Source organism: Niabella sp. ZPM-14, from assembly GCF_055693045.2.
In genome coordinates, this window is record NZ_CM181148.1 from 227,579 (window position 1) to 241,240 (window position 13,662).

A 13,662-nucleotide genomic window follows, 5' to 3' on the forward strand; every position below is an offset into this window, starting at 1 on the left:
ACCTGATTGACCGGCCATTCCGGAAATGGAGGCTGTTAAAATTTAAACTGATCGAGCCGATAGTCCTCGTTTCGGCCTCATAAAAAAAGTAACAAAATGCGCATGAAAAAGACGCTCTACCTCTTATTACTCTTTGTAACCACCACCAGCTTAGCCCAACAAAAGCCCAATATAGTCTACATACTTGCAGATGATATGGGTTGGAAAGATGCCGGGTTTACGGGCAGTGACTTTTATCTCACGCCGAACCTCGACAAGTTAGCTTCGCAAGGCATGGTATTTACCAATGCCTATGCAGCTGCTGGCAACTGTGCGCCCAGTCGCGCCTGTTTTATCTCAGGTCAGTACACCCCCCGGCATGGCGTATATGCCGTATCCAGCACCAAACGCGGACCGGTGAAGCAAATGAGACTGGAGCCTATCCCCAATTCCGAGGAGGTGGCGCCATCTGTTTATACGGTTGCAGAAGGACTCCACGATGCGGGTTACAAGACGGCGATCTTCGGCAAGTGGCATTTGGGCAAGCGTGCAGGAACTTTGCCGCGTGATCAGGGTTTCGATGTAGACAGTTCCTTCAATCCGCCTACTGACGAGGATTTCAAGGAGACCAATGATCCCAAAGGCATTTACAAGATCACCAATGGCGCCTGTGAGTTTATGGAAAAGAATAAGGACCGTCCCTTCTTCATATACGTATCTCATCATGCTACGCACATGTCCATACAGGCCAGGAAGAACATGCTGGATCGGTTTAGCGAGCGGGAAGGACATCTTCAAAAGAATAAAAGATTTGCCGCAATGAACGCACAGATGGATGACGGCATCGGTATCTTGTTACAAAAAATTAAAGACCTCGGCTTAGAAGAAAACACGCTGGTGATCTTTACCTCAGACAATGGTGGTCTGCCCCAATCGCCGCAGGATCCGCTGAGAGGGTACAAAGGCATGTATTATGAAGGCGGCATCAGGGTGCCTTTCATTGCCAAATGGCCGAAGATAATCAAGGCCGGCACCCAACAAGCGACGCCGATCATCAATGTAGATATGTTCGCCACATTCATGGATATTACGAAGCAACCATTGCCCGCCGGGAAAATACTCGACGGAAAGCCATTGCTGCCTTTGTTTCAGCAACAAAACGCACTTACCGATCGTGCGATCTTCTGGCATTTCCCGGGATACCTGGACAAGCCGAACCCGGGGGCAAGGGACCAGGAATTCAGAAGCCGTCCCGTGTCCACGATCCGCAAAGGCGACTGGAAGCTCCTGTTACATCATGAAGAATGGGTACTGGACGGCGGACGTGCCAACGTGGCTAAAAATAACAGCATTGAATTGTACCATCTGAAAGACGATCTGTCAGAAACAAAGAACCTCGTCAATGCGAATCCTGCAAAACGGGATGAACTGTTGGATGAGCTGATGAAGATCATGGATCACACAGGCGCCAAAATGCCCGATCAGAAAAATCCTTTGTATAAGAAATAAACCGCGGCGTTTCATATCGCTCAGCTTCTCTGTTCGCAGCAGGTGCGATGACCCGGCTCAGAGATGATGCGTGTGTTTCTATGCAGTAGCCATTAAATATAAAACAGCTTCATCTTACGGACTTTCCGCATAAGACCGGAACAACCTCTAATACCAGACATGAGAGCGATCATTATTCTTTTATGTGCCCTGTGGCATGCCCATGCCGTTACCGGACAAACAGCGCCGGTCGAGGTCACGATCGATACAAAGCAAAAGCTTCATCGTATCAGTCCCGGCTTTTGGGGCACCAACTTTCTGTATTGGATCGATGATGATGCGTCGCTGGCTGATGGCCAGCTGGTCAAAGGCATCAAAGAAGCCGGTGTGAAGTTGCTTCGTTATCCCGGTGGCACCATCGCCGATAATTTTCACTGGCAGACAGCCACGCTCGACAATGTGCACATGTTCCCGTTTCAAAGCGGAGCCGCTGAAACCAACTTCGAAGAGTTTATTAAGGTATGCCGTCAAACGGGCGCTGAGCCTATGTGCGTTTTAAATACCGAAAGCTGGGCCATCAAAAAAGATATCAGTGGTGGTGCGCATGAAGCCGCAGAATGGCTGCGGTATTGCAGAAGCAAGGAGTACCGCGTAAAGTATTGGGAGATCGGTAATGAAACCTATTGGCACCCGGTGATGTCAGCGAGCGAATATGCAGACCTTGTAAACGTCTACGCCGACTCGTTAAAGAAGATCGATCCGGAAGTGGTGCTTGGGATCAATGGCCACTGGGATGTGAATTTTGTCGGCACCAAAGAACGGATCAAAAAAGGAATGCTCGACCAGGTGTTGCAAAATCGCAGGAATATCAGCGACATGAAGACATTTAAAAAGTATGAGTCATTCACCAAAGAACAAACTGAACTGCCCGTCACTAAAGGCGACGAAAAATGGTGGCATACGCTCGCAACCCGATGTGGCGCCAAGATCGATATGATCATTGTGCATTGGTATTTTGCGCCGTCGCAACTGGATATGGTTGCCGGTAAACTGAAAGAACTAAGAGGGTTATTAAGCAGCATCCATCCCAATAAGCACTACTTGTACAACATGTCTGAATTCAACGTCACGACGCGAACGCCCGAATCGTTCATGCATTTGACAGAGATGATGGGCCTGATGTTGCAATCAGGTTTCGATATCAGTACGGTCTGGCCGATGCGGATGGAATATAAAAAGCCTACCCTCTTTGATTTCCGCACCCACCAGCCTTCCATCTTCAACCAGATATTCCGCCGGCTTTCAGAAGATCTTACAGGGAGTCTCGTGAAGACCAATACGCCCGCGAACGTGCCGGCCTTTGCTGCCTGTGATGATCAGCAGACCACCCTTGTCCTGACCGGGAAGCGTATACAACAACCTACCGAGGTGACCGTGGACATACAAAGCGCGAAGGCGCCCGCCAATGCCAGCATCTGGCGGATCAGCGGAGCCGAATTCGATTATCAAATGAAGGAGACAACAACAAAAGTAGTATCAGGCAAGGCCCGCGTTACCCTCCACCCTTCCGAAGTCATTATCGCGGTATTTCAATAATATTAATAAAAAGCTGACATCATGTTACGATATAATTTGATCTCGTTATTTCTTTTGTTCCAACTACTGACCCATGCACAGGAACGGCCTAATGTGTTGTGGATGGTGTGTGAAGACATGAGCCCTTATCTGAGTTGTTACGGTAACAAATCCGTCAAAACCCCGCGGCTGGATGCGCTCGCGGCTAAGGGTATCCGCTTCACACGTGCGCATTCGAATGGCACGCAATGCTCGCCGTCCCGCTCTACGCTGATCTCGGGCATTTACGCGGTAAGCCTCGGCACCGACGTGCATCGCGAGAAGCGGCCCGTGCCTGCCGCCTTTTATTTTCCTAAATACTTAAGAGACGCAGGATACTATACCAGCAACAATAACAAGCAGGATTATAACAACCAGAAAACGCCGGCCAATGTGTGGAGCGAATCGAGTAAAACCGCCACTTACCTAAACCGCCCTGATAAGAAGCAACCGTTCTTCTCTGTGTTTAATTGCGGCATCACGCATATGTCGCGGGTTGCTACGCCTATTGCCGAAAGGAGCCCAAGAAAGGTCAAACCGAAAGATGTGAGCGTGCCGCCTTATATTTCCGATTTGCCCGAAGTGCGCGATGATATTGCCTGGAACATGGACGCCGTGGCACTGATGGACCAATGGATGGGTAAAAAGCTGGATGAGCTGGAAAAAAGTGGTGAGGCGGATAACACGATCATCTTTTTCTATTCTGATCATGGTGGAACGGTGCCGCGCGGAAAAGCTTATGTATACGAGACCGGCACCCAGGTGCCCCTGATCGTCTATTTTCCTCCGAAGTGGAAGCACCTGGCCGGTACGGCCCAGCCCGCCGTCAGTGACCGGCTGGTATCGTTCATCGATTTTGCGCCTACGGTTTTGGATCTGACGAAGACGCCACAACCGGGCTTTATGGTGGGAGCGCCGTTCCTGGGAGCAAAAGCAAAGGACGATCAGCCCGAATATTTGTTTACTTTCCGGGCCAACCAGGGGGATAGCTATTGTCCTTCGCGCGCCATCACGGACGGCCACTACAAGCTGATCTGGAATTATCAAAGCGCCTATCCCAACGGCACCCGCCAGGACTATCAATGGCAGATGCCCGCACAACAAGCATGGGACGTGGCCCATATCAAAAATCAAATCACCCATCCGCTCGAGAAAAGATTCTGGCTGCCTGTGCCCGCTTTTGAGCTGTATGATATTCAGAAGGACTCTTTAGAAACCCGTAACCTGGCCGAAACGAATGCTTATAAGCCGGTGCTCGACCGGCTGAAAGCACAGCTGAGCAGCACCGTAAGAAAGCAGAAAGATCTGGGTTTTATTCCAAGAGAATATCGTCACGATCTGCAGGAAGGCGGACCGCTGTATGAAGTCGTGAGAAAAAAGAATATCGATGTGGATCAGCAAATCACTGCGGCTGAAACGGCGTCGCTTAAAGATCCGGCGAAGTTGCCCGTGTTGCTGAATTATTTGAAACATAAAGATCCGGTCGTGCAATACTGGGGTGCCAGCGGTATCTGTGGCCTCGCTAAAACCGGCGGCATCAAGACCGTTCCGCAGGAAGCAGCCATGTTGCTTCAGTCGGGCAACAGCATCCCTGAGGTCAAATGCATGATCGCCGAATCACTGGTCTATACCGGCAAGGAGCAGCAGGGCCTGGCTTATTTATATGATCAGTTAAGTGCAGGGTTTGGTCCGGCGGCTGCCGCGCTCCAAAATGTTGGCGACAAAGCGGCGCCCTTAGTGGATGATCTTAAAAGCCTGTTATCAGCTAAAACAAAAAATCGGCATCGCTTCTATATCCGCTCCGTACTGATCAACTGCGGCGCCCTCCCCTACAGTGCTTTGTATGATCCTTCCGAGAAAGTCGCTGATTAAAATGCATGAATATGTTCTCATTAAAAATAATGACCCGACTGTTGGCCGTCTTGATGTGGTTCATGTTTTTCGTTACGGCGGCTCATGCCCGGCCCATCAACGGCCGGTCGGAGTTTGACCGTAACTGGTACTTCCATCTCGGTGACATCCCCAAGGCTTCCGCTGCGGGCTACGATCACAAAAAATGGCGCCTGCTTGACCTGCCTCACGATTGGAGCATCGAGCAACCCTTTGACCTGAACAGTCCCGCAGGCTGGCAGGGAGGCTATCTTCCCGGCGGTATCGGCTGGTATCGCAAAACTTTTGACTGGAAAAGAGATCCTGAGCAGCTGGTGTCCATCCAGTTTGACGGCGTCTATATGAACAGCGAGGTTTGGATCAATGGTCAGTACCTGGGTAAGCGTCCTTATGGTTATATCAGCTTTGAATATGAACTGACGCGGCATCTGAAGCAGGGAAAAAATGTGATTGCCGTGAAAGTAGATAACAGCCGGTTACCCAGCGGTCGCTGGTACACGGGCTCCGGCATCTACCGGCACGTGTGGATCAGGACTACACGCAAGGTACATGTTCCCCAATGGGGCATGTATGTTACAACACCCAAGGTAACAGCGGGCTATGCCGAAGTGGCGATCCGGACAGAATTGAAGAATGACGCCCGGCAGAAAAAGCCGATCCGTTTACGTACGACTATTCTTGCGCCCAACGGCGCTAAAGTGGCGGAGCAAACCAACCGGATGACGCTGGACACAGCGATCACCGCCTACCAGCAACAGATAAAGATCAGCGATCCGGAATTATGGTCGCCTGCCACACCGGTTCGTTATCAGATCCTTCAAACGATCATCGGCGAAGACCATACTGAAGAAACCTATGTAGATCACTTCGGGATCAGGACGATCCGGGTGAATGCCACCGAGGGGTTTGTGCTGAACGATCAGCGGTTAAAGCTGAACGGTGTGTGCAATCATCATGATGGAGGTCCGGTAGGTGCGGCTGTTCCGGAGGATGTGTTGTATCGCCGCCTGAAACTATTGAAAGATGTGGGGTGTAACGCCATAAGGACAACGCATAACCCTGCCGCGCCTGAGTTGTACACCATGTGCGACACGCTGGGCCTGATGGTGCTGGACGAAGCATTCGACGGATGGAATCAACCGAAAGCCGCCCATGATTATGGTCTTTACTTTAACGAGTGGTGGCAACAAGACCTGACTGATTTTATCAAGCGCGACCGCAATCATCCCTCAGTCGTGATGTGGAGCATCGGCAACGAGGTGCCTCAATTTAAAGCGGCTCTTCAAAAGCAGCTGGCAGAACACCTCAAGAGGTTGGATTCGACCCGACCCGTGACACAAGCACGCAGTGCGGAGGGAGATCATGTGGATGTGGTAGGTCTGAATGGAGAAGGCGAAATGCCGGGCGTATTGGAAGCCTTCCATAAAGAGCATCCTGACAAGCCGCTGCTGGGAACAGAGATCACGCATACGCTGCAAACCCGTGGTGTTTACGCTACTAAAACGGCTTACCGCACCCGCGATTTTCCCGCGCCCTGGGAAGCCGGCGTGAGCTGGGACCGGTTCAGGGATAAGGTCTTCCCTATTCCTGATCTCACACCTGATGAAGTATTTGATCACAACGCAAAATTCTATCAGTCGTCTTATGACAATGCTATTGTGAGGATCGGCGTCCGGGATCAGCACAACCGCACGATGCAGCTTCCCTACCTGATCGGCACCTTTCGCTGGACGGGCTTCGATTACCTGGGAGAAGCTACGATACAACCTGCGCGAACCGCAAACTTCGGTATCCTGGATCTCTGCGGATTTCCGAAAGATCATTATTACCTGTACCAGAGTTTGTGGTCGGAACGCCCGATGATCCATCTCTTGCCGCATTGGACCCATCCCGGCAAAGAAGGTCAGATCATCCCGGTGGTTGTCTACACCAATGCGGCGCAGGCCGAATTGTTTCTGAATGGGAAATCATTAGGCAGGAAGACCATGGGCGCTGAACACCAACTGGTATGGCTGGTGCCTTATCAGCAAGGCAAGCTCGAAGCAAAAGCGACGAACAATAACCGCGTCGTCGCTACGACTTCTGTCGCCACTGCGGCAGCCGCTACTTTGGTGAAGTTGCAAGCCGATAAACACAGGATCCGCGCCAACAATAAGGACGTAGTACATGTTGAAGTGGATATTACGGACGGGAACGGCACACTGGTACCGGAAGCAGATCACCTGGTAGTATTCGACATAGAGGGCCCTGGCCGGATCATTGGCGTTGAGAACGGCGACATCACGGATTTTTCGCCGATGAAAGCCAACCGGCGAAAAGCTTTTAAAGGCAAGTGCCTGGTGATGATCCAGGCTATGGATCAGCCGGGAACGATCCGCCTGAAAGCCAGTGCTGACGGCCTTTCTGCGCAACCATTGGAAATTGTATCAATGGGAAAAGCTGATTCCCCTAAACATTAAATGTGTTATCGGATCTGTCAATATCGTTGCAAGATTTAAACAAGCTCGTTCAACTAAACATAAACTGATGAAAAAGCTTCTTTTATTGCTTTGGATAAGCGCATTGTATATCCTGCCTGTGGCAGCTCAAAGTCAACCGGTCGAGATCGTTTACAAAAAGGTGGATACAACCGTCTTAAAAATGAAATTGTATTATCCGCCCGATTATCAAAAAGGAAAAGCCTACCCTGCTATTGTGCTCTTTTTTGGAGGCGGATGGAATAGCGGCAATATGGATCAGTTTGAAAATCAGGCGATATACCTGGCTTCGAAAGGGATGATTGCGATCACCCCCGACTATCGCGTGAAGAAACGGCAGAACACTACGCCGTTTGAAAGCGTTAAAGATGGTCGCTCAGCGATCCGGTATGTGAGAAGCCATGCGAAGGAATTGGGTGTCGATCCCGGTAAAATAGCGGCGGGTGGCGGTTCTGCAGGAGGTCATGTAGCCGCCGCAACCGACCTGGTGTCTATTGACGAATCCTCTGATGATCTCAATGTCAGTCCGCGTCCGAATGCACTGGTATTGTTTAACCCCGTATTTAACAACGGCCCGGACAATTATGGCTACGACCGTTTGGGTGAACGGTATCGAGAAATTTCTCCCTATCATAATATTAAAAAAGGTGCGGCACCCACCATTGTATTCCTCGGTACCAAAGACCACCTGATCCCCGTTAAAACAGCAAAAGACTACCAGGACAAGATGAAAAGCGTGGGCAGTCGCTGCGAGCTGATCCTGTATGAAGGCCAGGGGCATGGCTTCTTCAACTATAATAAAGGCAAGCCTTATTATGAGCAAACGCTGAAAGAAGCGGAAAGATTTTTGAAAGAGTTGGCCTATATACAATAAGAACTGTGGTGACCTAACGCGAACCGTGTCGATACGGATAAGAATCGCCGGACCGAAGTTCTTCGATGGAAGGTGGTTGGTTTACGCTCTTCCATCGTTCCGGGTTAAAAATTTGTGCTGCAAGAATCATTGGGGGGATGGCGTGTGATTCATAGCTGCGCATTTCAACGCAAAGCGAGCGAAGCATCTTGCCTGGCGTGCATAACATTTTTTCTTTTTATGTTATTTTTTACCGCGAAGTGCGCAAAGATTTGTTCGCAAAGCACGCAGAGTAGGAAGTTGTTTAACCTTTGAATGTTATTCAGCAGAACATTTAAAAATAATATCCTCATTCAAATTGAACCGAAGCGCCCGCCCGTGCCAGGACGGACGGGAAGAAATCCCACCTAACCCGGTCTGACGGTCTCCGTCTGACCGTTTCTGTACGCAAGCACCAATCCAATCATCGGATCAGAAAGCACCACCAGCTCCAGGAATGAGTGCGGGGCCGCTGAAGCCATAAAGACCGGCATGAAATATCGCTTTTATGGGCACACATGATCCGCCTCCATGCCTTTCGCAGCATGAAAAAAGTTGAAACAACGCCCAGCATAAAATGTTATGCACCCCTTGCCCGTTCTTATCCATTAAGTTCGCCAAAGTGGCCTTCGGCAAATATTTCGCAGCGATAAAAGCCGAAGAATCCTTCACCGCTAAGATCGCTCCACTCTGCTTCATTTTATTGCGCTCGGTCGCAACAACGATAACACAAAGCCATCTTACTTCCGCAGGTGAGAGATCTTTTGTCTTCTTCATAATCAAGCGATCTTCCCGTACTAAAACGAGTAGGTCCCCGATTGCAACTCATACACTTTATACCCCCCTTCATCCGGTAGCGAACGCACATGCGGCGTGTTCGCGGGAACAGACAATTGTTCACCGGCCGACAATTTCAGCAACGCCGTGGTGTTGGGCGGGACGACGATGTCCATGCTTAAGCGTTGATGACTGTCTCTCTTCCAGGCTGTCTGGATCAGGCCCGACGGCGCTCTGAAGCTGGCTTTCGCCCACTGTACCTTCGTTTGTCCCGGCGCTGGCGGCTGAATTATGAACCGGCTAAAACCGGGAGCGCCGGGTTGGATACCAGCAAGCCCTTCGACCATCCAGGCGCCGGGAAACAGGAAGGAACTGTGAAGCAGCGAATGCCCCGGCAGATCTTTCTCCCACATTTCCCAGATGGTCGTCGCGTCATTAGCTTTCATATAACCCCAGCCCGGATAATCTGTTTTAGAGATCATGCTATAGATCAGGTCATTCCTGTGCTCCTGTCTCAGCAATCGGAACAGCATGGCGCCGCCGGTGATACCGGCATGAATATGTCCTTTTCTTTTGTCCATGATCTCCTTTTCCAGGGAAGCCATCACGGCCGTCCTGAGCGCGTCGGGCACTACGCCTGCCAATAAGGCGATCGCCAGGTTGCCCATGGAGCCGTCAGAATAGGTATTATCCGCACGGTTAAAAAATTGCCGGTGAATCGAAGCGGCGGCGGCATCTGCCTTCTGCTGCCATTTTCGCGCATCCTCCGTTTTGCCCAATACATTGGCCACCTGGCAAAAAGTACGGAGGTTGAATACCCGGTAGCAATTGTTGAAGAACAATGTTTCGGGTTGGTCATTGTTCATTCCCTCGGCCGTAGCGCCCGGCCAGAGCCAGTCTCCAAGGAAATCCCATTCTCCGCCGAACCGTTGTAGTATATGATCTTTCACATGCGTTTCCAGGAATAGCAGCCAGTTGTGCATTAAGTCGTAATTATCAGACAACACTTTCTTGTCGCCATAAAATTCGTACATGAACCAGGGCAATGTAACGACGATGCCACCCCACCCGGGTCCGCCCCCGCCCCAATATGTCGGTGCTGTATGAGGCAATACGCCATTGTTAAAGATCCTTCCACTGGTGATTTTTTTCCGGGCATAGCTGGTATCATTCATATCGCCTACCATCGGTTCAGTGCCCTGCACGTCCCGCCAATCCTGCATCCACTTGGTGTAAAAAGCGCCTAATCCGTAATGATACATTCCTGTCTCGCTGGTCGCATGCGCATCGCCGCCATAGCCCATGCGTTCCCGCTGAGGGCAATCCACTACGTATCCGCCCAGGGAAAGGTTCTCAAAGGTCCATCGCACACGGTCGTATATCCAGTTTACCAAAGTATCGGAACATTCAAACTGCGTCACGTCGTCGTAAGCCGTTGTGATCATCCAGCCTGTGATGTCCGTCAGACGCGGCTCTGCGGTCACTCCGCGAATGGTGAGCCACCGGCCAGAGCTGTAATTAAAACGGTTCCGGAAGGTGCTTTTCCCATTCTTCCCCACGATCAATGCGTTTCTCATGTCGAACGTTCGATCCATATCTTTTCTTTCAGAAAAGGACATGTGCACCGTATCGCCGGGACGGGCCTGAAGCCGGAGCTCCGTCCAGCCCGCGAAGTTGGTTCCGAAGTCGACGCGGTAACTGCCATCATTTCTTTTTTCAATCGAGCGGGGTCGGATGATCTTTTTCCGTTGATTGGTCTCCACCATTTGCGCGGTAATCAACAGATCCGGCTCATATTCCACTGCGGCTTTCCAGGCGATTGGATTGTCAGACAATTGATTCCAAGTGGTGTCGGCGCGGGTATCATCCCATAACTCCCCGCCCATCTTACCAAACGACCATACGCCTAATAGTTTATTCGGACTGGGAGAAGTGCTCCAGGAGCGGTCGGTGACCAGTGAAGAGAACGGGGTGGCGTTAGGACCGGGATGCGCGTCTTTATAAAAGAAAGCCTGTGCATTCACCAGGGGCGTTGCAGGTCTGTCCCGATCGAGGAAGTAAGGTGCAAAAATCGACCACGACGCGCCGAGCCAAAGGCCGATAACGTTTTGGCCCGGCCTCAGGTAGGGCGCAATATCGTAGGCAATATAACGCGCTCTTTTCGTGTGATCGGAAGTCGCGGGCGCCAACACATCGGTGTGCACCTGCTTTCCATTGACATACAATTGATGATAACCAATAGAAGCAACATAGATAAAGGCGCGGCCCGGCCGTTCGGCCAGGCTGAATGTTCTGCGAAACCACGGATCCCAGATATTGCAGTCCTTATTATTGTTCACAAAGCGCTGCCCGTCGCCGATCCATTTTCCTTTCCAAAGCTGACCCGGCAGGACACCGGTAGTGAACAACGCCGGTTCGCTCCAGGCGGAAACCGCGCCGGACGCATCTTTCACCCGCACTTTCCAATAGTAGGTCCGGTCAGAAATCAGCGCCCGCCCTTTGTAAGCTACCTGCTGCGTTTGATGGCTTTCGATCCATCCGGAGTTCCAGACATCGGTTTTTTCCGGAGAAAGATGGCGCGGAGAGGACGCAACCACCACCTGCCAGGCTTGCTGACGGAACCCGAAAGCCATCGGGCCGCTCGCCTTTAATAACCAGCCGAGACGAGGCTGCTGCAGGTCAATCCCCTTCGGATCTTGGAGGTATTCGCAGGTGAGGTTATACGGCCGCAAAGGACCGGATGAATGCTCCGTTCCCACTGCGCATACAGTGTGAAGCAGGAGCGTCAGCCCCATGAATAGTAGTCGTTTTCGGGTGTGTAAAAAAGAGGATCCGGGCATTAGCCAACGTTTTTTTGGGTAAAGGGAACTCTAATTTACTTGATCAGGTTCAAATGCTTTACAGAAAGCGCGCGCCGGACGAGATATTTCAATGAATCAGACATCTTTATGCATATTATTTTCAGGATTTGCGCGGTTTTTTTTTATTTTCGAACGTTGGACTTACTAAACTAAGGTTCGCCCTTGCAGACCAGGTACTATTGGTAGCCCTCAAACTTTGAAATTAAACATTCATGATTTTAATTGTTGACGATCAGATAGAAAATATATATTCATTAAAAAGGTTACTGGAGTCAAAGAATTTTGAAGTAGATACGGCCTCTTCAGGAGAGGAAGCACTGAAAAAAGTGCTCAAACAGGATTACGCGCTGATTATTTTAGACGTGCAGATGCCCGGAATTGACGGATTTGAAGTGGCCGAAACCTTATCTGGTTATAGCAAAACGAAAGAAGTTCCCATCATTTTCCTGTCCGCAGTCAATACAGAAAAAAAGTTTATCACAAAGGGATACGCCTCAGGAGGTATTGATTACATCACCAAACCGGTGGACCCCGATATCCTGATGCTGAAAGTCAAAACGTTTCATCGCCTCTACGAACAAACCCTGGCCCTGAACGAGACGCAACGGAACCTGTTGCTTGAAGTGGAATCCCGCAAAAAGGCACAGCAGGAGCTGCACGATAAAGTAGAACATTTACATACCACCCTTGAAAGCCTGCCGCAGATCGCCTTCAGAGCGGATGCGTTCGGGCGGGTCAACTTTGTCAATAAAAGATGGTTCCAGTATTCTCCCTGTCCCGAAACCTTTCCTGAAACGCATCCTGATGATACATCGATGGAAACCGTGTGGAAAGACTGCATGAACAAAAGCCAGCCCCTGGAGCTGGAAGTGCGTATCAAAGAAGTAAAATCCGGTTTGTTCAGGTACCATCTTCTGCGCATGATCCCTGTTAAAAACAAAACAGGCATTAAAAGCTGGGTGGGCACTTTCACTGACATTGATGAACAAAAACAGGAAGAGCGGAAAAAAGATGAGTTCCTGAGTATCGCCAGTCATGAGCTGAAGACACCCCTGACGAGCATCAAGGCCTACATCCAATTGCTGCAGCGCATGGAGAGCAAGCAGCCGCAAAACCTGATGTCGGCTTATATCAGCCGTGCACATGACCAGGTAGGCAAGCTGGACAGCCTCATCGCAGATCTGCTCGACATTTCGAAGATCGATAACGGCAAACTGAAGATGAATAAACAGCCGTTTGACATGGAGCAGCTCATCCAAAGCGTTGTTGAAACGATCGGTTATACCACGAATCATCCGGAACTGGAAATAGAGCGAAAAGGGAGCGAGATCACGACACCGGTGGTAGGCGACGCGATCCGGATCGAGCAGGTGCTGATCAACTTCTTTACCAACGCGGTGAAATATTCGCCGGGCTCGAATAAGATCGTACTGCATACAGAAACCAGGGACCAGGAGGTCTACATTGGCGTTCAGGACTTTGGCATCGGTATTCCTGAACATAAAAAAGAACGCGTGTTCTCCAAGTTCTACCGCGTCGAAGAATCTTCCGTTCAGTTCCAGGGCCTGGGCATCGGCCTCTACATCTGCGCCGACATTATCAAGCAACACCATGGCACTTATGGGGTGGATAGCACCCTCGGCAAAGGCACCACCTTTTATTTTACCTTACCCATCAGCTAAAG

General features: G+C 50.5%; 8 protein-coding genes. 6 read left to right on the forward strand and 2 right to left on the reverse strand.

Annotated features, from left to right (window positions below; genetic code table 11):
• The first annotated feature begins 102 nt into the window (after positions 1-102).
• The 5 genes from ACU37H_RS00910 (at position 103) to ACU37H_RS00930 (ending at position 8,322) form a co-directional block, all read left to right on the forward strand.
• Positions 103-1,488 carry a sulfatase gene (locus ACU37H_RS00910; RefSeq protein WP_472702471.1) on the forward strand — a complete coding sequence of 462 codons (1,386 nt, stop codon included), beginning with the start codon at positions 103-105 and terminating at the stop codon, positions 1,486-1,488.
• Between the two features lie 159 nt (positions 1,489-1,647).
• Positions 1,648-3,063: a hypothetical protein gene (locus ACU37H_RS00915; protein ID WP_472702472.1), complete on the forward strand. Its 1,416-nt coding sequence runs from the start codon at positions 1,648-1,650 to the stop codon at positions 3,061-3,063.
• 21 nt (positions 3,064-3,084) lie between these two features.
• Complete coding sequence (locus ACU37H_RS00920) at positions 3,085-4,953, forward strand: sulfatase-like hydrolase/transferase (RefSeq protein ID WP_472702473.1); 1,869 nt, start codon at positions 3,085-3,087, stop codon at positions 4,951-4,953.
• An 11-nt stretch (positions 4,954-4,964) separates the two neighbouring features.
• On the forward strand, positions 4,965-7,430 hold the full coding sequence (locus ACU37H_RS00925) for a glycoside hydrolase family 2 TIM barrel-domain containing protein (protein ID WP_472702474.1): 2,466 nt from the start codon (positions 4,965-4,967) through the stop codon (positions 7,428-7,430).
• A 67-nt stretch (positions 7,431-7,497) separates the two neighbouring features.
• Positions 7,498-8,322, forward strand: coding sequence for an alpha/beta hydrolase (locus tag ACU37H_RS00930; protein ID WP_472702475.1), 825 nt, complete (start codon positions 7,498-7,500; stop codon positions 8,320-8,322).
• A 450-nt stretch (positions 8,323-8,772) separates the two neighbouring features.
• Here ACU37H_RS00930 and ACU37H_RS00935 read toward each other — a convergent pair whose 3' ends face one another.
• On the reverse strand, positions 8,773-9,117 hold the full coding sequence (locus ACU37H_RS00935; protein WP_472702476.1) for a hypothetical protein: 345 nt from the start codon (positions 9,115-9,117) through the stop codon (positions 8,773-8,775).
• Positions 9,118-9,137: 20 nt separating this feature from the next.
• Positions 9,138-11,912, reverse strand: a complete 2,775-nt coding sequence (locus tag ACU37H_RS00940; RefSeq protein ID WP_494407577.1) for a family 78 glycoside hydrolase catalytic domain — start codon at positions 11,910-11,912, stop codon at positions 9,138-9,140.
• 278 nt (positions 11,913-12,190) lie between these two features.
• Between ACU37H_RS00940 and ACU37H_RS00945 the strand changes: the two genes are divergently transcribed.
• A complete protein-coding gene (locus tag ACU37H_RS00945; RefSeq protein ID WP_472702478.1) occupies positions 12,191-13,660 on the forward strand; it encodes a hybrid sensor histidine kinase/response regulator in 1,470 nt (489 codons plus the stop codon).
• Positions 13,661-13,662: the final 2 nt, after the last annotated feature.

Bases quoted from the DNA above. Each gene is read 5' to 3' on its own strand.
- ACU37H_RS00945 (WP_472702478.1), top strand. From the start codon at position 12,191: ATGATTTTAATTGTTGACGATCAGATAGAAAATATATATTCATTAAAA.
- ACU37H_RS00935 (WP_472702476.1), bottom strand. From the start codon at position 9,117: ATGAAGAAGACAAAAGATCTCTCACCTGCGGAAGTAAGATGGCTTTGT.
- ACU37H_RS00925 (WP_472702474.1), top strand. From the start codon at position 4,965: ATGTTCTCATTAAAAATAATGACCCGACTGTTGGCCGTCTTGATGTGG.
- ACU37H_RS00915 (WP_472702472.1), top strand. From the start codon at position 1,648: ATGAGAGCGATCATTATTCTTTTATGTGCCCTGTGGCATGCCCATGCC.
- ACU37H_RS00910 (WP_472702471.1), top strand. From the start codon at position 103: ATGAAAAAGACGCTCTACCTCTTATTACTCTTTGTAACCACCACCAGC.
- ACU37H_RS00930 (WP_472702475.1), top strand. From the start codon at position 7,498: ATGAAAAAGCTTCTTTTATTGCTTTGGATAAGCGCATTGTATATCCTG.
- ACU37H_RS00940 (WP_494407577.1), bottom strand. From the start codon at position 11,912: ATGGGGCTGACGCTCCTGCTTCACACTGTATGCGCAGTGGGAACGGAG.
- ACU37H_RS00920 (WP_472702473.1), top strand. From the start codon at position 3,085: ATGTTACGATATAATTTGATCTCGTTATTTCTTTTGTTCCAACTACTG.